Consider the following 20,518-nt stretch of genomic DNA (forward strand, 5'->3'; position numbering starts at 1 on the left):
GCGTTGATCTTTTTTTGCGAATTCGCGGGTAGGGTGGGAATAAACGCGCTGCGCGGTTGGTTATGCGATGAAAGGAGCGTCACGAACGACCGCGCGATGCGATCGCCGACGCCACCGCGCAACGCAACTGCCTTGCCCTGGAGGGACCCACGTGGTCCAGACCGAATCAGACGCCGCCCGCACGCGGGCCGAACCCGATGCCGATGCCGCGAGAAGCCGCCGCTTCCAGCAGCTGGCGCTGCCGCATCTGGACGCCGCGTACAACCTCGCGCGCTGGCTGTGCGGCAATCCGAACGACGCCGATGACGTCGTGCAGGAGGCGTTCATGCGCGCGTTCCGCTTCTTCGATACGTTTCGCGGCGAGTCCGCGCGGCCGTGGCTACTTGCGATCGTGCGCCGTACCTGGTACACCGAATGGCGGCGGCGTGCGCCGTCGCATGACATGCTCGAATTCGACGAAACGATGGACGAGGCGACCTTCGACGGCTGGAGCGCGGGCGGTGACGATCCGCAGACGCTGCTGATCCGCGACGAGGATGCGCGGCAGGTGCATGAGGCGCTGGCGCAACTGCCGGTCGAGTATCGCGAGGTGCTGATCCTGCGCGAGCTCGAAGAGATGGGATATCGGGAGATCGCGGTGGTTGCCGATGTGCCGATCGGGACGGTGATGTCGCGGCTCGCGCGCGGCCGGCGCAAGCTGGCGCAGGTGCTGATGGCGGAGCGGGGCGCGGGCACGTCGGCGGGTGCCGGGCGTGGGGAGGGGGCTGGCGCTGGCGCGCGTAAGACGGTTTCCCGTGGTGCGGCGGCGCAGGCGGGTGTGGAGCCGCCGGTCGGGCATGAAGGCTCGGGCGGCTCAGCCGGTGCGGAAGGAGCGGCTGATGGGCGGCCGGATCAGGGCGGTCGGTCCGGGCGGGCCATGCAATCCTCGTCCTCAGCGCCGTTAGCCGGACGACCCGCGCCGGCGGTGCTGTTCGTGCAGTCGGCGCCGTCCTTGCCGTTGGGGCCGCCTACGGCATCGATGGTGTCTGTGTCATCTGCGTCATCGACACAATCCGCGCGGCCTGGACGAAGCAAAAGCGAAGGCTGCTCCGCACGAGCCGCGCCCGGCGCGCCCGCCACCGCAACGATCACACAGCTCCGGGCGTTTGCGGACGGCCGGCCTCTCAACATTCCCGGCGCTGCCGCCGACCCAGCCAAGGAGACGCCGGATGGACTGTAACGAAGCTCGGCCGCTCCTCGATGCGAATGCCGATCGCGAATTGCCGGCGCCGGATGCGCGCCGGGTGCAGCAGCATATCGAGAGCTGCGACGATTGCCGGCGTGCCAGCGATAACCTGCGCGCGCTCAGTGGGGCGCTGCGCGCGGCGCCGTATCATCGGGCGTCGGAATCGCTGCGGGCACGCATCATCGCCGCGTTGCCGGCGGCGCCCGACGAAGCGCCGGCGATACGTGCCGCGGCGGCTGAGCGTGATGCGTCGGCCGAGGCGGGCGAGGTCGCCGGGGCACAAGGGGCGGATGTCGAGGCGCGGGCTCCGCGGCGGCAGCCGAGAAAGGCGTCGTGGTCCGCCTGGCTTGGCAATTGGTTGCGTGGTTTCTTCGGCGGTTCGAGCAACTCGGGGGGGGCGAGTGGTTCAGGCGGTTTGGGTGGTACAGGCGGTCCGCAAGGCGACTTCGCCGGTTGGCGGGATGTCGGCGCCCCGGTCGCCGGCGGCGCCGGTCGCATGGCCGCGCGTGGCGGGCTTGCGGTGCTGGTCATCGCGTTGGGCGCGGTGGCGGTGGTGGTCACGCTGAATCTACGTGGCCCGGCCCAATTCACGCAGTTCACCGACGAACTCGTGGAAAGCCATGTGCGCGCGCAGGTATCGGGACGCGACATCGACGTGATTTCGACCGACCGGCATACGGTCAAGCCGTGGTTCAACGGCCGGCTCGATTATTCGCCGCCGGTCGAGGATCTCGCCGCGAGCGGTTTCGCGCTCGAGGGCGGCCGGCTCGACTACCTCGCGCATCAGCGGGTCGCGGTGCTCGTGTACCGCTATGGCAAGCACGTGATCGATGTGTACGTGTTTCCACAGGCGACATCGGGCGGCCCAGCGCGGGGCATGGATGGCGCGGTACCCGCCGCGCTCGCGCACGATGGCTATTCGATCGCGCACTGGGAGGCGGAAGGCATGACGTGGTGGGCGATCACGGATGCGGCCCCCGACGCACTGAGCGGCCTCGAAACGGCGCTGAAGGCGCGCCTGCGGAGCGGCAGCCAGCGTACGGAGGCCGGCTAAGGAGCGGCAGCAGCGCGCAGGAGACCACATATATAGAAAGACGAGGGGGGCGCCGAGGCGCGACGCCAGCGCCTCGGCGAAGCAGCGGTGGGATTGCCGCGCGTCGCTGAGGAGGTGCCTCCGCCCGTCACCGTGCCGCGCAAATGCGCTTTCTGGCCGTCTGGCCCATCGACTAACCACTAAATCCTTGAAAACACGCCCGATTCTCTTATCGAATCGGCGGAATATCTTGCAACCTGGTCCCATCCACGTTATAGTCTTCGGCTTCTCACTTGCCGCACCGGTTCCGACGCCCGGGCGGCTTCTATCCAAAAGTCAGCACAAGGAGTGTGTAATGCGTCATTACGAAATCGTCTTTATCGTGCATCCCGATCAAAGCGAGCAAGTGCCCGCCATGATCGAGCGTTACAAGGGCACGATCACGTCGCACGGTGGTCAGATCCACCGCGTCGAAGACTGGGGCCGTCGCCAGCTGGCCTACATGATCGAGAAACTCGCGAAGGCTCACTACGTCTGCATGAACATCGAATGCGATCAGACCACGCTCGACGAGCTGGAACACGCATTCAAGTTCAACGACGCCGTTCTGCGTCACCTCATCGTCAAGCTGAAGAAGGCCGAAACCGGCCCGTCGCCGATGATGAAGGAAGTGCAGCGCGAAGAAGCCAAGAAGTCGGCAGCCGCTCAGCCGACCGAAGCGCAGGCTTAAGACTCAATATTTAAGCTGCCAGATACGCAGCGTCGCTCCGCTCACGTACACGAAGGTATCTCCAGTACATGAACCGGCTGCAACTCACGGCGAGCGTCGTCGAACGCGAACCGGTGCGGTATACCCCCGCCGGCGTTCCGATTGCAAGCTGCACGTTGCACCACCGCACGGAAGTCGTCGAGGCGGGCATTGCCCGCCAGGTCGAGCTGACCATGCAGGCGGTTGCCGCGGGCGAAGCGAGCGGTAGGCTCGAAAACTGTCAGATGGGCGTCGAAACGCTCTTCACGGGTTTTCTGGCGAAAAAGCACCGTAACGCGCGAACTCTGGTATTTCACATCACAGCATTGCAGGACATTGGAAAGGACTAATCATGCCCCGCCCGACTGGTAAGAAATTCGACAAGCGTCGTCAGCAACAGAATCCGCTCTTCAAGCGCAAGAAGTTTTGCCGTTTCACGGCTGCTGGCGTCGAATACATCGACTACAAAGACATCGAAACGCTGAAGGACTTCATCGGCGAGAACGGCAAGATCACGCCGGCGCGTCTCACGGGTACCAAGGCTCACTATCAACGCCAGCTGGACACGGCTATCAAGCGCGCGCGTTTCCTCGCGCTGATGCCGTACACCGACCAGCACAAGGCCTAACCCGACGACGCGATAAGGAGCATCCGAATGCAAATCATTCTTCTGGAAAAAGTCGTCAATCTGGGCAACCTTGGCGATATCGTGAAGGTCAAGGACGGTTACGCACGTAACTTCCTGATCCCGAACAAGCAAGCTCGCCGTGCAACGAAGGAAGCGCTCGCCGAATTCGAAGTGCGCCGCGCGGAACTCGAAAAGATCGCCGCTGAAAAGCTGGCAGCTGCTCAGGCTCAGGGCGAAAAGCTCGCAGGCCAGACGGTTCAGATCAGCCAGAAGGCCGGCGTCGACGGCCGTCTGTTCGGCTCGGTCACGAACGCGGACATCGCTGAAGCACTGGGCAAGCAAGGCTTCGCAGTGGAAAAGGCGCAAGTGCGTCTGCCGGAAGGCCCGCTGAAGATGGTTGGCGAACACGCTGTCCAGGTTTCGCTGCACACCGACGTTCTCGTCGATGTGACGGTGGCCGTGATCGGCGAGCACGTTTAAGCATCTGGTAGGACCAGCCAGCGCGTTGCTGGCGAAAAGCAGGGGCCGGGTAACCGGCCCCTGCTTTTTTTGTGCCCGCTTTTGCCGTTTTTTTGCTCGCCGCAACTGCCGGATTACCCGATAATTCCCCTCCATGAACGCACCGTCCAAAGATCCGCAACTCGAGTCGCTGAAAGTCCCGCCGCATTCGATAGAGGCCGAGCAATCGGTGCTGGGCGGCCTGCTGCTCGATAACGCCGCGTGGGACCGTATCGCCGATTTCCTCGCGCAAAGTGACTTCTACCGCTATGACCACCGCATCATCTTCGAACACATCGGTAAGCTGATCGCGGCCACGCGTCCGGCCGACGTGGTCACGGTGTACGAAGCGCTCGGCACCTCGGGCAAGGCGGAAGAGGTCGGCGGTCTCGCGTACCTGAACGCGCTCGCGCAGAACACGCCGAGCGCGGCCAATATCCGCCGCTACGCGGAAATCGTGCGCGACCGCGCGGTACTGCGCCGGCTGGTTTCCGTCGCCGACGAAATCTCCGCCGATGCATTCAACCCGCAAGGCAAGGAAGTCCGGCAACTGCTCGACGAAGCCGAATCGAAAGTGTTTTCGATCGCGGAAGACGGCGCGCGCGGCACTCAAGGCTTCCTCGAAATCGGACCGCTGCTCACGGAAGTGGTCGAGCGGATCGACACGCTCTACCACACCGCCAATCCGAGCGACGTGACGGGTACGCCGACCGGTTTCGTCGATCTGGATCGCATGACTTCGGGCATGCATGGGGGCGAGCTGATCATCGTCGCGGGGCGTCCGTCGATGGGTAAGACGGCGTTTTCGATGAACATCGGCGAATATGTCGCGGTGGAATACGGGCTGCCGGTCGCGGTGTTCTCGATGGAAATGCCAGGTACGCAACTGACGATGCGTATGCTCGGCTCGGTCGGCCGGCTCGATCAGCACCGGATGCGCACCGGGCGCCTGACCGACGAAGATTGGCCGAAGCTCACGCACGCGGTGCAGAAAATGAGCGAGGCGCAGATCTTCATCGACGAAACCGGCGGTCTGAATCCGATGGAACTGCGCTCGCGCGCGCGTCGGCTGTCGCGTCAGTGCGGCAAGCTCGGTCTCATCATCATCGATTACCTGCAGCTGATGAGCGGTTCGTCGTCGGGCGAAAATCGCGCGACCGAAATCTCGGAAATCTCGCGTTCGCTAAAGAGTCTCGCCAAGGAACTCGACGTGCCGGTGATCGCGCTGTCGCAGCTCAACCGCGGTCTCGAACAGCGTCCGAACAAGCGGCCGATCATGTCGGACCTGCGCGAATCGGGTGCAATCGAACAGGACGCCGACGTGATTCTGTTCATCTATCGCGATGAAGTCTATAACCCGGACAGCCCGGACAAGGGCACCGCGGAAATCATCATCGGTAAACAGCGGAATGGTCCGATCGGCCCCGTTCGTCTCACATTCCACGGTCAATACACGAAGTTCGACAATTTTGCCGGCGCGCAGAATTTCTACGGCGGCGAGTGACGCAACCGGGCGCAACCGCCGGTGAGATGGGAGGGCGACGCAATGTCGCCCCGTTGTTGTAACGATGCTGCCGCAAGTGCGACATCGGTTACACGACGGTACAATATGGCGGTTTTATGTCAGCCATCACGTGACCCATTTCCAGGATCCCAATGTTCGGTCGATTCATGCCCACCGAGGGCAAGTTCTTTGAAATCTTCAATGCGCACGCAACGTGCATTATCTCGGCGAGCCGCGAACTCGAGCTGCTAATCGACAATCTGCAGGACGCTGAAGCCCATAAGCAAAACGTACAGAAGGCTGAAAAGGCTGCCGACAAGCTCACGCACGAAACCATCGATCTGCTGCACAAGACCTTCATCACGCCGCTCGACCGCGACGAGATCCATAAGCTGATCACGACCATGGACGACATCCTCGACCTGATGGAGGACGTCGCCACCGCCATTTCGCTGTACGACGTGCAGTCCGTCACGTCGGAGGCGAGCCAGCTCGCGCATATCTGCACGGCCACCTGCGAGCGCGTGCAGTTCGCGGTGAGCCTGCTGTCGGACATGAAGCAGGCGAGCCAGATTCTGAAGGCCTGCGAAGAAATCGACCGGCTCGAATCGGAAGCCGACCGCGTGCTGCGCGCGGCGATGTCGAAGCTGTTCCGCGAGGAAGACGACGTCAAGGTGCTGATCAAGCTCAAGGCGATCTACGAACTGCTCGAAACAGTCACCGACAAGTGTGAGGACGTAGCAAACATCATCGAAGGCATCGTGCTGGAAAACGCATAATGCAATCGATACAACTCGCTATCTGGGTCGTCACTGGCCTGGTCGTCGTTGCGCTCGTGTTCGACTTCATGAACGGCTTTCACGACGCGGCGAATTCGATCGCGACGGTCGTGTCGACCGGCGTGCTGAAGCCGCAGCAGGCGGTCGCATTCGCCGCGGCGTTCAACGTCGTCGCCTATTTCGTGTTCCACCTGAAAGTGGCGGCGACGGTCGGCAAGGGCACGATCGATCCCAACATCGTCGATCACTACGTGATTTTCGGCGCGCTCGTCGGCGCGATCGCGTGGAACATCATCACGTGGCACTACGGCATTCCGTCCAGCTCGTCGCACGCGCTGATCGGCGGTCTGGTCGGCGCGGCGCTCGCGAAATCGGGCTGGGGCTCGCTGAACCTGGACGGCCTGATGAAAACCGTCGCGTTCATCTTCATTTCCCCATTGCTCGGCTTCGTGCTCGGCTCGTTTTTCATGCTGCTGGTGTCGTGGCTGTATTTCCGCACGCCGCCCAGCAAGGTCGACCGACGCTTTCGCCGCCTGCAACTGCTGTCCGCCGGGCTATATAGCCTCGGTCACGGCGGCAACGACGCACAGAAGACCATCGGCATCATCTGGATGCTGCTGATCGCAACCGGTTTCGCGTCAATGAGCGCGGACGCGCCGCCGCTGTGGGTGATCGGCGGTTGCTATCTGTCAATGGGGCTTGGCACGCTGTTCGGCGGCTGGCGCATCGTACGCACGATGGGTCAGAAGATCACCAAGCTCAAGCCGGTCGGTGGCTTCTGCGCGGAGTCGGGCGGCGCGCTGACGCTGTTCACCGCGTCGTGGCTCGGCATTCCGGTGTCGACCACGCATACGATTACTGGCGCGATCGTTGGGGTTGGGGCGACGCAGAAGCTGAGCGCGGTGCGTTGGGGCGTGGCTGGCAACATCGTTTGGGCCTGGATTCTGACGATTCCGGCGTCCGCGGTGCTGTCAGGCGCTGCCTGGTGGCTCGGTCACCACTTCCTGTAAGGCTGTGTGGAGGGCCTGCGCTGTCGCCGAGTGCGAGTGTGTGGCACACGCGGGTTCGGCCGGTTTTCCGCCGGCTTCACTAACCTGGCCCGTGACGCTGACTCTTTACGCTAGCTCTCTACGTCAGCCGTTCACCCAACCCGCTTCGCCTCACTCCGGCTCGTTCCTCCAGCCACGTTCCGTCTGATAACGAGCTATCTCGCCGCCGCTCACGCAACCCCAGCTGCAGCCGCCACCGCGCGCAACCCCAAAAAACACACCGCTCAGATTAACGGCGCATTCGCCCCATCCATCGGAATGATCGCGCCCGTCACATAGCTCGCGCGGCGGCTTGCCAGAAACAGCGCGACGTCGGCGATTTCCTCCGGCTTCGCATAGCGCCCGAGCGGAATCTTCGTCTGCCCGCGCGCGAGCGCCTCTTCGTTGCCGATGCCTTGCTGCGTCGCCTCGAGCTTGACCGCTTCCTCGACGCGCTCGGTCAGCGTCGAACCCGGATTGATCGCGTTGATGCGAATCCCGTAGCGGGCGTAGTAGTGCGCGAGGCCGACGGTCGCCAGCATCAGCGCCGCATTGGCTGCACCGCCCGCGATATGGATGTCGGTGGCGATCTTGCCGCCCATGCCGATAATATTGACGATCGTGCCGGGCTCGGTGCCGCCGGCTTTCGCACGCTCGGCCATGCGGCGCAGCACTTCCTGCTGCGGATAGATGTAGGGGAAATACTTTGCTTCCATCGTCGCGCGGAACGCATCGGCGTCGAGCTTTTCCGGATCGTAGCGGCGCGCGGCGCCGGCGCTGTTGATCAGCACGTCGATCGGGCCGACCGCGTCGCTGACTTCCTCGACGATATCGGCGGCGCTGTGCGGTTCGTGCAGATCGGCGCGGGTCCGATGCACGTGGAGTCCTTCCTGTTTCAACTGCTCGTAGGCGCGCGCCAGATTAGCGGGGTCGCGCGAGACGATCGCGACTTTCGCGCCTTCCTGCGCGAATGCGCGCGCGCAGGCGAATCCGATGCCTTTGCTGCCGCCGGTGATCAACACCACTTTGTCTTTCAAACCGAGTTCCATCGTCACCACCCGCCGTCAGAAGAATATCGATGACGATAGCAGATCGGCGCGCTCGAGGTAGCCGCTGGCGGCTATTTGTGAGCTGCGGTAGAGCGGGGCGGCCGGACATCGCGCATCGACTGCGACGCGCTAGAGCGAGGGACGATGGCGCCGATAAGCAGAGGCGCGGCGTACGCGTCAGTAGTTGCCGTTCGCGAAGCGGGCGATGGGGTCGTCGTTCGTTTGCGTCGGCGCGACGACGCCATGCGAGGCCGTCGATGCACGCATCAGTTGCACCTCGCCACCGGCTTCGCGTTGTTGTTGCACCTGTTGAGCTTGCTGCGCCTGACGAGCGGCGATTGAAGCCGAGGGCGGCGGCTCGAACGCGTCGGCTGCGGCATCGATTGCGTCGGGCCGGGAGATGGCGCGAGCGGCTGTCGTGGGTTGCACCGGCAGTTCGGGTTGTCCCCGTGAGGGCGTATCGGTGTCATACGCAGCATTCGCCTGAGCTTGCGACGGCACCAAGGCCGGCGCCACGGCGCCGGCGGAACGAGCCTGCAGCTGCGCAGCGCTCATACGCGGCGGAGGCGGCTCGAATGGGTCGGCCTGCGCGCCAGTTGCGCGGTTGGCGCTGGTGGTCGTGCTCGGTGCTAGCTCCGACTGGCTTGCCGTCATCGACGGCATGGGCGACGCCGCTTCAACTCGCGTCGCCTGCGATGGCCCTGCTGCCGCATAAGCCGGCGTAGCCGTCCTCGTCACAGCCGACGGCGTACCCGATAGCGCCGCCGTGCCCGCATAGCCCGAAGCCGCTGAAGCTGCCGGCACCGCCGTCGTCACGACGCCCTCACGCTCCGTTTGCGGCGCCGCAGCCTGATAGCTCGGCGCATCGAACGGTGCCGGCGTCGAAGTTGGCGCCGCCACCCGGCGGATGCCATCGAAGCGTTTTGCCCAGTAAGGATTGGTCAGATAGTCGAGCCGCACGGTGCCGCCAGTCGACGGCGCATTGACGAAGCGCAGCTTGCCCACATAGATGCCGACATGCGAATGCGGACGGCCCGTCGTATTGAAGAAGATCAGATCGCCGGGCGCGATTTCGTCCGGCTCGATCGATTCGCCGCGTCCGCTCATGTCGGCGGTAGTACGCGGCAGATTCACCGACGCCGCGCGCAGCACCACATAGTGCACGAGGCCGCTGCAGTCGAAGCCGCTATCCGGCGTATTGCCGCCCCAGCGATACGGCACGCCGACGAGGCTCATCGCCTGGATCGAGATTTCCTCGCGGCCAACGCTGTGATCGACGAAATGGGGGAAGCCGGGCGGCGGCGCGTGATACGCGCCATTCGCGACGATGACGCCGCCGCCGGACCCGCGCGAAGTCGTCTGCGGCGCGCCGGCACAGGCGGCGAGCAGCAGGAGGGTCAGCAGCGAAAAGGCGAGTCGGCGCATGAAGACGGCACGGATGGTAAGCGCCCGTTTACTCACTGGCGATGTCGGGATGGTAGCCGTCGAACATGGCCGCGGCAAGAATTGTTGATAAATTACTTGAAGTTTGCGCGCTAAGTGTTGCCCGGGCGGAACGCCGGGCAATAAAAAAGCCGCGTCCGGAGCGACCCGGACGCGGCTGAATGGCGATAAGGCGAAAGAAACTCGCCGGACGCTTACAGAATTTCCGACGCGTAGTCGGCGAGGCGCGAACGCTCGCCGCGCGCGAGCGTCACGTGTCCGCTATGCGCCCAGCCCTTGAAGCGGTCGACCACGTAGGTCAGGCCCGAGCTGCCTTCGGTCAGGTAAGGCGTATCGATCTGCGCGATATTGCCGAGGCAGATGATCTTGGTGCCCGGACCCGCGCGCGTGACCAGCGTCTTCATCTGCTTCGGCGTCAGGTTCTGTGCCTCGTCGATGATCAGATACTTGTCGACGAACGTGCGGCCGCGCATGAAGTTCATGCTCTTGATCTTCAGGCGCGAGCGGATCAGCTCCTGCGTCGCCGCGCGGCCCCATTCGCCGGCTGCGTCGTCGGTCTTTTGCAGCACTTCGAGGTTGTCGTCGAATGCACCCATCCACGGCTGCATTTTTTCCTCTTCCGTGCCCGGCAAAAAGCCGATGTCTTCACCGACCGGCACCGTCGCGCGTGTCACGATGATCTCGTTGTAGCGCTTGTCGTCGAGCACCTGGGCGAGTCCGGCCGCGAGCGCGACGAGCGTCTTGCCTGTGCCGGCCTGGCCGAGCAGCGTGACGAAGTCGATCTCCGGATTCATCAGCAGGTTCAACGCGAAATTCTGCTCGCGGTTGCGCGCGGTGATGCCCCACACGTTGTTCTTGTGATGACCGTAGTCGCGCAGCGTTTGCAGCAGCGCAGTCTTGCCGTTCAGCTCGCGCACCAGCGCGTGAAACGCCGGCTCGCCGTTCTGCGGCTCCAGATAGACGAATTCGTTGACCAGCATCGACGCGCACAGCGGACCGGTCACGCGGTAGTACGTGGTACCGGTCTTGGTGTCCTGCCAGCTCTCCATGCCCTTCGCGTGCTTGGTCCAGAAGTCCTGCGGCAGCGCGCGAATGCCCGTGTACAGCAGATCGCTGTCTTCGAGCACCTGGTCGTTGAAGTAGTCTTCAGCGGGCAGGCCGAGCGCATGCGCCTTGATGCGCATGTTGATGTCTTTCGACACCAGCACGACCTGGCGATCCGCGCGATCGCGCTGCAACGCGCGCACCACGCCGAGGATCTGGTTGTCGGCCTTGCCTTCGGGCAGGCCTTCGACCGGCTCGATCGAGGTCAGCCGCGTCTGGAAGAACAGACGGCCGGACGCTTCGCGGCTGCCGAGGCGGGCGAGCGAAATGCCGTCGGACATGTTGCCGGCGTTCGCGACGAGCGCGTCGAGCGTGCGGCTCACCTGGCGCGCGTTACGCGCGACTTCCGACATGCCTTTCTTGTGGTTGTCGAGTTCTTCCAACGTCATCATCGGCAGATAGACGTCGTGCTCCTCGAAACGGAACAGGCAGCTCGGGTCGTGCATCAGCACGTTGGTATCGAGCACGAACAGCTTCAGCACCTCGGCCTGCGCGGCGCTCGTGCCGCGTTTCTTGCGCGTGGTGCCGGTGGCAGCGACTGCAGGCGCGGCGGCGGTGTCGGCCGCAGGCTGTTTCGCGGAAGGCGCGCGCGCGACTGCCGGCTGAACCTGCTGCCCGGCGTCAGCCGCATCCGCGTCGAATGGCGAACGAGCGGCCGGTACCGGCTGCAGCAACGCGGCGGTCTGCCGGGTCTTGCGGCCGCGCGCAGGGGCTGCTTGCGCGGCTGCGGCAGGCTCTGAAACCGGCACGGGACGCAACGTGGTCGCGGCGTTAGCGGCGTGCGCCATCGGTGTGGCGACATTGGCGCGGCCGTAGTCGGCCGACTCTGCGGATTCCCCTTCTCGCGTCTGTTTTTTCGCGGCGGAGCGCGCGGGCGTGGCGGCTTTGGCCTTGTATTCGTCAGGCGACAAAAGATTGCCGAGCTTGCTGGGGGGAGTAGGCAAAGGCATGGTTTCCCTCGAAATAATCGGGTCACATATCGTGCGCCGCCCGTCGCATTCTGCCGGCGCCTTCATGGGGCACGCAGTTTGCGCGAGGAGACGCGCATTCGGTCTAGAGATGCCGGTTCGCCTGGTCTTCGATAGGCTCCTTGACTAAAGCGCGCGGCCCTGTGAACGAACGGTCGCGCGCAATTAAAAAAGCCGCCGCCCCGGCATTGGGGGCAAGCGGCTCGACTGCGATGCTCACGTTGCGCCTCACGATTCGAACGGCACCGGTGAATCCGGTCAAGCGGCCGTCAGCTGTGGCGCAGCGGAGAAAAATTTGGGGTGGACAGGCACTCATTGCGGCCCAATATAACGCGCATCAAAGCGCTTGTACAGCCTCCAGGATGTCGTCGACGTGACCCGGCACCTTGACGCCGCGCCACTCCTGGCGCAGCACGCCGCCGGCATCGATCAGGAACGTGGAGCGTTCGATTCCCCTTACTTCTTTGCCATACATTTTCTTCATTTTGATGACGCTAAAGAGCGAGCACAGCGTTTCTTCCGGATCTGAAATCAGCGGGAAGGGCAGTTCGAGCTTGGCCTTGAAATTGTCATGCGAGCGCAGGCTGTCGCGCGATACGCCGATCACTTCCGCGCCCGCCTTTTTGAACTTCGGATACAGGTCGCGGAATTGCAGACCTTCGGTCGTGCAGCCCGGCGTGTTGTCCTTCGGATAGAAATACAGCACCACCTTCTTGCCCCGCAGCTTCGACAGCGTGATCTCGCCGCCGGTCGCGGGGGCGGTGAAGTCGGGGACGGGTTGGTCGACTGCGATGGACACGTGGTTCTCCGGTTGTTATGGCTGGCGCGCTTGCTGCCGCGGCGCCGGCCTGTCTGTCGGTTTGTTGTTGTCGGGGAGACGGGCGGCGCGCGGCTGGCTCGTGTTCGGCCGTCGCGCGGCTCGCTTGGCCGGTTTTCGTACCGCGTCCAGCCCCATTCAGGGCTGGACGATCAGCTCGCCGGAGCGCCCTGGAATTTCGCCCCACGTAACAGGGTACGATGGCAGCGCCGCGCGGTCTAGCGTGGCGTAGTAATCGCCCATCGTCGCAAACGTGTGCCCTTGAGCACGCCAGCCTTCCAGCAGTTGTTCGAACACCGGCGCGAGCTTTTGTCCTTCGAGTTCCGCGTGCAGCGTGAACACCTGATCGTGCGGATTGTTTTCGGTGTGTTTGAGCATCCACGCGGCGACGTTGTGCGTATCGACGCCGTCGACGCCAAGCACTTCGTCGAGGGTGGGCAGCGTGGTCGGCATTTGCACGTGGGCCAGCGTTTTACCGTCGACCACCGGCAGATACGGCGAGTGGCCGCGACCGTCGGACGCGTAGCGCATTCCCCATGCGTCGATCTGCTCGAATGCGTGGCCGTTCATCTGCCAGCCCGCCGCGCCGTGCGTGACCGGTGGCGCACCGAATACCTCGATGAAACGCGCGTGGCTGTGCTGCATCTGCGCAACGGTCCACGCGCGATCTTTCGAGCGAACGTTGTCCTGCCAGTACACGTGGTCCCACGTATGGATGCCGCACTCGAAGCCGGCTTCGTGGATGGCGCGCATGTCGGCGGCGGCCTTCGCGCCGATGTCCGGTCCGGGCAGCAGCACGCCGTACATCAGCTGCTTCACGCCGTAATGCTCCACCACCGACGTGCGCGACACCTTCTTCAGAAAGCCCGGCCGCAGCACGCGGCGCATCGCCCAGCCGGTGTGGTCCGGCCCGAGACTGAACAGGAACGTGGCGCGTGCCTTGAAGCGGTCGAAGATGCGGGCGAGATTCGGCACGCCTTCGCGAGTACCGCGCAGCGTGTCGACGTCGATCTTCAGGACGATGCGAGCCAAGGACGAGCCCTTATTGCTGTTCGACGAGTGCGCGGGCTTCCGCGACGTGGCCGCGGTACGCTTCGAAGATCTTGCGCAGCGCTTCGTCGAACGTGGATTTCGGCGCCCACTTCAGATCCTGCATCGTGTTGTCGATCTTCGGCACGCGGTTCTGCACGTCCTGGTAGCCGTTGCCGTAGTACGCGCCCGACGAGGTTTCGACCAGTTGCACCTGCTTGGCCATTTCGGCGTATTCCGGGAATTCGCCGGCCAGCGCGAGCATCTTGTGCGCGAGTTCGCGCACCGAGAAGTTGTTGGTCGGGTTGCCGATGTTATAGATCTTGCCGGTGGCGATGCCGTCCTTGTTCTCGATGATCTTCATCAGCGCGCTGATGCCGTCGTCGATATCGGTGAACGCGCGTTTCTGCGCGCCGCCGTCGACGAGGCTGATGTTCTCGCCGCGCACGATATGACCGAGGAACTGCGTGACCACGCGCGAGCTGCCTTCCTTCGGCGTGTAGATCGAGTCGAGACCGGGGCCGATCCAGTTGAACGGGCGGAACAGCGTGAAGTTCAGGCCTTCCATGCCGTAGCCCCAGATCACGCGGTCCATCAGCTGCTTCGAGCACGCGTAGATCCAGCGCGGCTTGTTGATCGGGCCGTACGACAGCAGCGACTCTTCCGGATCGAACTGCTCGTCGGTGCACATGCCGTAGACCTCGGAGGTCGACGGAAACACGAGGTGCTTGCCGTATTTGACGGCCGAACGCACGATCGGCAGGTTCGCCTCGAAGTCGAGTTCGAACACGCGCAGCGGCTGCTTCACATAGGTGGCGGGCGTCGCGATTGCAACCAGCGGCAGGATCACATCGCACTTTCTGATGTGATATTCGACCCATTCCTTGTTGATCGTGATGTCGCCTTCGAAGAAGTGCATCCGCTCATGATTGATGAGGTCGCCCAGACGCTCGGTCTGCATGTCCATCCCGAATACTTCCCAGTCGGTCGTTTCGAGAATGCGCTTGGACAGGTGATGGCCGATGAAGCCGTTCACGCCCAGAATCAGGACTTTTTTCATGAATGTCGGGGAGTTTGGATGAGCTTGGCGAATTCCGCCGGACTGACGGCCGTTTCACCGCCGTCGTGCTGATGCCGTAATTCGTGGATGGAGATCGCGCGGCCATCGCCGCAAATTGCGAAAACGGCATTATCGCTTACGTGCAGGCCCGGCGGCAAATTTGGCCGGAGCGCGCCGGGCGCGGCCAGACGCGCGCGCGCAACGATGAAACGGTGGCCGTGCATATCGGTGAACGCGCCCGGATACGGCGGCGCGACCGCGCGAATCAGGTTGTAGACCTGCTGCGCGGATTGCGTCCAGTCGATGCGGCCGTCTTCGGGCTTGCGCCCGCCGTAATAGCTACCGTGCGAGAGATCGTTCGGCAGATGCGGCGCTTCGCCCGCGAGCAGCGACGGCAGTACGCGCCACAGCGTCTGCTCGGCGGCCACCGTGACCTTGTCGAACACCTGCGCGGCGGTGTCGTCGGGCAGGATCGGCACCGGCGTCTGCGCGATGATCGCGCCCGCGTCGGGTTTCGCGGCCATTTCGTGCAGGGTCGCGCCGGTTTCGGTCTCGCCGTGCAGCACGGCCCAGTTGGTCGGCACTCGTCCGCGATATTTCGGCAGCAGCGAGCCGTGCATGTTGTAAGCGCCCCGTGCGGCAATCGCGAGCAGGTCGACCGGCAGCATGTGGCGGTAGTAGAACGAAAAGATGAAGTCCGGCCGCGCGGCGCTCACCGCCGCGCGCAGCTCGGGACTTTTCGGGTCGGCCGGCGTGAGCACCGGGATGTCGTGCTCCGCGGCGACCGATGCGACGCTGCCGAACCAGATGTTCTCGCTCGGGTTGTCCTCATGCGTGACGACGAGCGCGACGTCGACGCCGCGCGCGAGCAGTACCTGCAGGCAGCGCACGCCGACGTTGTGATACGCGAATACAACGGCGCGCGGCTTCATGAGTGACGCCCCTGATCGGCGAACGGCGCCGGCTGCACGCCTTGCACGACCGCCTGGCGCGGCGCTTCGGTCACGGCCGTGCCGTTGCGTTCCTCGAGAATGGTCTGTACCAGATAGCGCGGCCGCGCGCGCACCTGCTGGTAGATGCGGCCGATGTATTCGCCGAGTAGCCCGAGCGCGAAGATGATCACGCCGAGCAGGAAGAAGGTGATAGCGAACAGCGTGAACACACCTTGCACTTCCGCGCCGATGATGAAGCGGCGAATCAGCAGCAGCACGAACAGCGCCGCGGAGCCGAGCGACAGGATCACGCCGATGAACGACAGCCACTGCAGCGGCACCACCGAAAAGCCGGTGACCAGATCGAAATTCAGGCGGATCAGCGAATACAGCGAATACTTCGATTCGCCGGCGAAGCGTTCCTCGTGCGCGACCTCGATCTCGACCGGGTTCTGCGCGAACGTGTACGCGAGCGCCGGGATGAACGTGTTGATCTCGCCGCAACGATTGATCGTATCGATGATGTGGCGGCTATACGCGCGCAGCATGCAGCCCTGGTCGGTCATCTTGATGCGCGTGATGCGCTCGCGCAGATGGTTCATCGCGCGCGATGCCTTGCGGCGCCACAGGCTGTCCTGGCGCTGCATGCGAATCGTGCCGACGTAGTCGAAGCCCTCGCGCATCTTCGACACCAGCTTGCCGATTTCCTCGGGCGGATTCTGCAGATCGGCGTCGAGCGTGATCACGATCTCGCCGCGCGATTGCTCGAAGCCCGCGAGAATCGCCATATGCTGGCCGTAGTTGCCGTTCAGCAGGATCACGCGGGTCGTGTCGGGGCGGGCGCGGAACTGCTCGGCGAGCAGCGCGGGCGATTTATCGCGGCTGCCGTCGTTGATGAAGATTACTTCGTAGCGGGTGCCGAGCGCGTCGAGCGCCGGATAGAGGCGCGCGAACAGCGCGGCCAGTCCGGCCTCCTCGTTGTACACCGGAATGATGATCGACACTTCCGGTGCGACGGCTCGATGTTCCGAATAAGTCATGTCGGCTTATTTTCCGTATTGGTCGCAAATTTCGTTGACCGCGCGGCACACGCGTTCGACGTCGCCTTCGTTCATTAGCGTGAAAAGCGGCAGCGTGACCGTCGTCGCGCCGAAGCGCTCCGCGTGCGGGAACATGCCTTCCTCGAAACCGCGCGCGCGATACAGCGAGAACAGGTGCAGCGCCGGGTAATGCACGCCGGAGCCGATGCCGCGCTCCTTCAGTTCGCCCATGAAGCCGGCGCGGTCGATCGTGAGGTTTTCCAGCGGCAGCGTGATCTGGAACATGTGCCAGTTGCTGTTTTCGAAATCGGCGAACGGCAGGCCGACGCCCAGTTTGACCGCCGCGCCGCCTTCGAAACCCGCGAAGTACGCACGTGCGAGACGCCTGCGCTGTGCGATGAAACGCTCGAGATGGGGCAGTTGGCCGAGGCCCACGCGCGCGGCGACGTCGGTCAGGTTGTATTTGCCGCCGAGCACGTCGCAGTCCATGCCGTCGAAGCCGGTGCGCGTGATGCCCTGCAGCCGGTACTTCTGCGCGAGCACCGCTTCTTCCTCGTTGTTCAGCACCAGCGCGCCGCCTTCGATCGAGGTCAGGTTCTTATTGGCGTGGAAGCTGAACGACACGATGTCGCCGAGCTTGCCGATGCGCTCGCCATTCCAGGTTGAGCCGAATGCCTGCGCGGCGTCTTCGATCACGCGCAGCTTGTGCGCGCGGGCGATCGCGTACAGACGGTCCATATCGACCGGCAGGCCGGACAGATAGACCGGAATCAGCGCCTTCGTGCGCGGCGTGATCGCTTTTTCGAGCAGGTCGAGGTCGATGTTGCGGGTGACCGGGTCGATGTCGGCGAACACCGGCGTCGCGCCGGTTTCGAGAATCACGTTGCTGGTCGATACCCAGGTGGCCGGCGTCGTGATCACTTCGTCGCCGGGACCGACACCGGCGATGCGCAGCCCGATTTCGAGCGTCGCGGTGCCGGAATTGAACGTGCGCACCGGACGGCCGCCGCAGAACTCCGACAGCGCCGCCTCGAACTTCTGGTTCTGCGGACCGGTGGTGATCCAGCCGGAACGCAGTACGTCGGCGACGCCCTGAATCGTTTCTTCGTCGATCTCGGGTTTGACAAACGGCAAAAACGGGACTGTTGACTGGCTCATGAATGCATCGCTCGATTGAAAGGGGCGCAGCCCGACGGGCGCGAAGTAAACCACAAACTACGCGCAAACCCAAGACCGCGGCCGGAAAAGGCGCAACCTTGGAGCATAACGCGAACAAACTTACGTCAGGCTTAGGCGGCTGGCGCGCCGCCGGGGTTCCTGCGGCGGTGCGTTAGCTGCGCGCGAGCACGACCACGCCAACCAGGATGATGGCGATGCCGACCAGCTTCTGCACCGACATCACTTCGCCGAACAGATACCACGCGGCCACCGCGTTGACGACGTAGCCGAGCGAGAGCATCGGATAGGCGATCGACACATCCACGCGCGAGAGCCCGATGATCCACACCGCCACGCTGATCACGTAGCAGGCGAGCCCGCCGATGATCGGCGGCTGGGTCGCGAGCTTGAAGCCGATGGGCAGGATGTTCGCACGGGTGAATTCGAAGTGTCCAACGGCATTCGTGCCGGCTTTGAGCAGCAGTTGCGCGCCGGCATTCAGCGTCACGCCGGCGAGGATGCAGAACAGGGAAATCGGGTTCATCAGGCGTTCCGGTACGGGGAGGTCATTGTTGTGGTTTTGCCGCCACGGAGGCGGCTGTGTCGGATGGCGCGGGCGTGGCCGCCGACGCAGCCGTGGCCGGCGCTGCGGACGCCGCTGGCGCGTCCGCCGGAGCGGCTTCGCCGGCGGCCGGCAGTGGCTTCATCACCACCACGCGGCGCGAATCGCGCGCGACCACCTGCATCGGCAGGCCTTCCTTGACGAGGCGCTCGTAGGTCGGCGGCGGGATCAGCGCGAGCGCGTAACGCTCGGCCTTCCAGCGCGCGATCCACGCATCGACGGTCGGCACCCATTTCTGCGGTTCGACGGAGACGCCGAATGCAAGCTCGTCCGGGTGTTCGACCATGATCATCGTGTGGCCGATATAGAACGGCAGCGTATGGTCGAGCACGCCGACCGAGTAGAACGGCGTGTCGGGCGGCAGTTTCGCGAGCTGCGCGCGGATCGCCGGTGCGAGCGGCGCGCCGGAGCTCAGCCGGCCAAACACATCGTGCCCAGTGCCGGCGATCGTACCCAGCAGCAGCCAGCCCGCGCCGAATGCGGCGATGGCGCCGAGGCCGATCCCGCCGTTGCTCGTGGCGCCGCTCTGGCCGCGGCGGTTCAGCCACAGCGCGACGAGCGTCAGCACGAACGCGACGGCGAGCGCGGCGAGCACCCAGACGCGGAACGCGACGTACAGCTCGGTCGGATTGCGCGCGGTGCCGAGGCGCGGCAGGAACAGTGCCGCGAACGCGGCGACCACGAAAAAGAGCGCATAGCCGGCCAGATGGCGGCGCAGCTGGTCGCGCGTGACGAGCGGCAGGTAGAGGCCGATCAGCATCGCGATCGGCGGCGCGATCGGCAGCGTGTAGGAGAGCAGCTTCGAATGCGAAGCGCTGAAGAACAGGAAGATGAAGACGATCCACGTCAGCATCAGCGTGACCGGCGCGAAGCCGTTCGGCTGGCGCGGCGTGCGCCACGCGTGGCGCACGCTCTGCACGCTCACCGACAGCCACGGCAGGAAGCCGACCAGCAGCACCGGCACGAAGTAGTAGAACGCGCCGGGCCGGTTCTGCTCGGGCGTCAGATAGCGTTTGAACTGCTGGACGATGAAGAAGAAGTTCAGGAATTCCGGATTGCGCTGCTGCACGAGCACGAACCACGGCGTCACGATCGCGAAAAAGACGATCAGCCCGCTGACCAGATGCAGGCGCTTCCACAGCGCCCAGTCGCGCGCGATCAGCGTATAGAGCACCAGCACGGCACCCGGCAGGATCACGCCGATCAGACCCTTGGACAGCACCGCCAGCGCCATCGACGCCCAGCACAGCCACATCCAGCCGCGCACGCACGGCGGGCGCAGGTTCGGGCGCTGCGCGAGCAGCAGCGCGCACAGCGTGAGCGTCATCCAGAACGACAGGCCCATGTCGAGCGTATTGAAGTGGCCCATCAGGCTCCAGTACGGCGAGCAGCCGAGCACCAGCGCCGCGAAAACGCCGGTTGCCGTGTTGAACACGCGCGCGCCGGTGAAGCCGACCAGCAGCACGCCGGCGAAGCCCGTCAGCGCGGTGTAGAGCCGCGCCTGCCACTCGCCGATGCCGAACCACGCGAACGTCAGCGCATTCGCCCAGGTTTGCAGCGGCGGCTTCTCGAAATACTTGTAGGCGTTGTAGCGCGGCGTGATCCAGTCGCCGGTGACCAGCATTTCACGCGCCATTTCGGCGTAGCGGCCCTCGTCGCTCGGCAGCAGATGGCGCCAGCCGAGCGGCACGAACCAGATCAGGGCAAGCACCAGCACCAGCAGCAGGATCGCGGTGCGGTTGAGCGGTAGCCTCGACGGCGTATCGTTCATGAATTTCAACCTTTTGTTATTGACACGGCGCGCACGGCGCGGCGTTCTGGGCCGTGCGCGCGAACCGGCGGCCAGCGCGGGT

20 protein-coding genes are annotated in these 20,518 nt (G+C 64.2%); 9 read left to right on the plus strand and 11 right to left on the minus strand.

The features are described 5' to 3' along the window. Positions 1-151 precede the first annotated feature (151 nt). The 9 genes from L0U82_RS39700 (at position 152) to L0U82_RS07885 (ending at position 7,425) form a co-directional block, all read left to right on the plus strand. Positions 152-1,219 (plus strand): RNA polymerase sigma factor, encoded by a 1,068-nt coding sequence (locus tag L0U82_RS39700; RefSeq protein WP_326489713.1) that lies wholly within the window; start codon positions 152-154, stop codon positions 1,217-1,219. Continuing rightward, complete coding sequence (locus L0U82_RS07850; protein ID WP_233829711.1) at positions 1,209-2,279, plus strand: anti-sigma factor family protein; 1,071 nt, start codon at positions 1,209-1,211, stop codon at positions 2,277-2,279. The genes L0U82_RS39700 and L0U82_RS07850 overlap by 11 nt, the downstream gene beginning before the upstream one ends. A gap of 334 nt (positions 2,280-2,613) precedes the next feature. Next, positions 2,614-2,988 carry a 30S ribosomal protein S6 gene (gene rpsF, locus L0U82_RS07855; protein ID WP_008922419.1) on the plus strand — a complete coding sequence of 125 codons (375 nt, stop codon included), beginning with the start codon at positions 2,614-2,616 and terminating at the stop codon, positions 2,986-2,988. Between the two features lie 68 nt (positions 2,989-3,056). Then, the gene (gene priB, locus L0U82_RS07860; protein ID WP_233829719.1) at positions 3,057-3,356 is read left to right on the plus strand and encodes a primosomal replication protein N; all 300 of its coding nucleotides are present in this window, start codon (positions 3,057-3,059) and stop codon (positions 3,354-3,356) included. A gap of 2 nt (positions 3,357-3,358) precedes the next feature. Next, positions 3,359-3,634 carry a 30S ribosomal protein S18 gene (gene rpsR, locus L0U82_RS07865; protein WP_008922421.1) on the plus strand — a complete coding sequence of 92 codons (276 nt, stop codon included), beginning with the start codon at positions 3,359-3,361 and terminating at the stop codon, positions 3,632-3,634. A gap of 27 nt (positions 3,635-3,661) precedes the next feature. Further along, the gene (gene rplI / locus L0U82_RS07870; protein WP_233829721.1) at positions 3,662-4,114 is read left to right on the plus strand and encodes a 50S ribosomal protein L9; all 453 of its coding nucleotides are present in this window, start codon (positions 3,662-3,664) and stop codon (positions 4,112-4,114) included. Positions 4,115-4,247: 133 nt separating this feature from the next. Further along, entirely contained in the window at positions 4,248-5,636 is a 1,389-nt protein-coding gene (locus L0U82_RS07875; RefSeq protein WP_013089314.1) for a replicative DNA helicase, read from the plus strand. A 152-nt stretch (positions 5,637-5,788) separates the two neighbouring features. After that, the gene (locus tag L0U82_RS07880; protein ID WP_233829722.1) at positions 5,789-6,415 is read left to right on the plus strand and encodes a DUF47 domain-containing protein; all 627 of its coding nucleotides are present in this window, start codon (positions 5,789-5,791) and stop codon (positions 6,413-6,415) included. Beyond that, positions 6,415-7,425 (plus strand): inorganic phosphate transporter, encoded by a 1,011-nt coding sequence (locus L0U82_RS07885; RefSeq protein WP_233829723.1) that lies wholly within the window; start codon positions 6,415-6,417, stop codon positions 7,423-7,425. Before L0U82_RS07880 ends, L0U82_RS07885 begins: the two co-directional genes overlap by 1 nt. Positions 7,426-7,688: 263 nt before the next feature. Here the strand turns inward: L0U82_RS07885 and L0U82_RS07890 are convergent, their stop codons facing one another. The 11 genes from L0U82_RS07890 to L0U82_RS07940 all read right to left on the minus strand — a co-directional run bounded on the left by L0U82_RS07890 (position 7,689) and on the right by L0U82_RS07940 (position 20,436). After that, positions 7,689-8,492 (minus strand): SDR family oxidoreductase, encoded by an 804-nt coding sequence (locus L0U82_RS07890; protein ID WP_233829725.1) that lies wholly within the window; start codon positions 8,490-8,492, stop codon positions 7,689-7,691. A 177-nt stretch (positions 8,493-8,669) separates the two neighbouring features. Further along, positions 8,670-9,917: a C40 family peptidase gene (locus tag L0U82_RS07895; protein ID WP_233829728.1), complete on the minus strand. Its 1,248-nt coding sequence runs from the start codon at positions 9,915-9,917 to the stop codon at positions 8,670-8,672. 212 nt (positions 9,918-10,129) lie between these two features. Continuing rightward, complete coding sequence (locus L0U82_RS07900) at positions 10,130-11,989, minus strand: PhoH family protein (RefSeq protein WP_233829732.1); 1,860 nt, start codon at positions 11,987-11,989, stop codon at positions 10,130-10,132. A gap of 355 nt (positions 11,990-12,344) precedes the next feature. Beyond that, positions 12,345-12,806 carry a peroxiredoxin gene (locus tag L0U82_RS07905; protein WP_233829733.1) on the minus strand — a complete coding sequence of 154 codons (462 nt, stop codon included), beginning with the start codon at positions 12,804-12,806 and terminating at the stop codon, positions 12,345-12,347. A gap of 156 nt (positions 12,807-12,962) precedes the next feature. Next, a complete protein-coding gene (locus tag L0U82_RS07910; RefSeq protein ID WP_233829734.1) occupies positions 12,963-13,856 on the minus strand; it encodes a polysaccharide deacetylase family protein in 894 nt (297 codons plus the stop codon). 10 nt (positions 13,857-13,866) lie between these two features. After that, positions 13,867-14,913 carry a bifunctional UDP-4-keto-pentose/UDP-xylose synthase gene (locus L0U82_RS07915; RefSeq protein WP_233829735.1) on the minus strand — a complete coding sequence of 349 codons (1,047 nt, stop codon included), beginning with the start codon at positions 14,911-14,913 and terminating at the stop codon, positions 13,867-13,869. Next, on the minus strand, positions 14,910-15,845 hold the full coding sequence (locus L0U82_RS07920; RefSeq protein ID WP_233829736.1) for a formyltransferase: 936 nt from the start codon (positions 15,843-15,845) through the stop codon (positions 14,910-14,912). The genes L0U82_RS07915 and L0U82_RS07920 overlap by 4 nt, the downstream gene beginning before the upstream one ends. Next, positions 15,842-16,885 (minus strand): glycosyltransferase, encoded by a 1,044-nt coding sequence (locus L0U82_RS07925; RefSeq protein ID WP_233829737.1) that lies wholly within the window; start codon positions 16,883-16,885, stop codon positions 15,842-15,844. The genes L0U82_RS07920 and L0U82_RS07925 overlap by 4 nt, the downstream gene beginning before the upstream one ends. 6 nt (positions 16,886-16,891) lie before the next feature. Next, positions 16,892-18,043 carry a DegT/DnrJ/EryC1/StrS family aminotransferase gene (locus L0U82_RS07930; protein WP_233829738.1) on the minus strand — a complete coding sequence of 384 codons (1,152 nt, stop codon included), beginning with the start codon at positions 18,041-18,043 and terminating at the stop codon, positions 16,892-16,894. Positions 18,044-18,215: 172 nt separating this feature from the next. Then, positions 18,216-18,587, minus strand: a complete 372-nt coding sequence (locus L0U82_RS07935) for an SMR family transporter (RefSeq protein WP_233829745.1) — start codon at positions 18,585-18,587, stop codon at positions 18,216-18,218. Positions 18,588-18,609: 22 nt separating this feature from the next. Continuing rightward, on the minus strand, positions 18,610-20,436 hold the full coding sequence (locus L0U82_RS07940; RefSeq protein WP_233829747.1) for an ArnT family glycosyltransferase: 1,827 nt from the start codon (positions 20,434-20,436) through the stop codon (positions 18,610-18,612). Between the last annotated feature and the right edge of the window lie 82 nt (positions 20,437-20,518).

It is taken from the genome of Paraburkholderia sp. ZP32-5 (assembly GCF_021390495.1).
Taxonomy (GTDB): Bacteria; Pseudomonadota; Gammaproteobacteria; order Burkholderiales; family Burkholderiaceae; genus Paraburkholderia.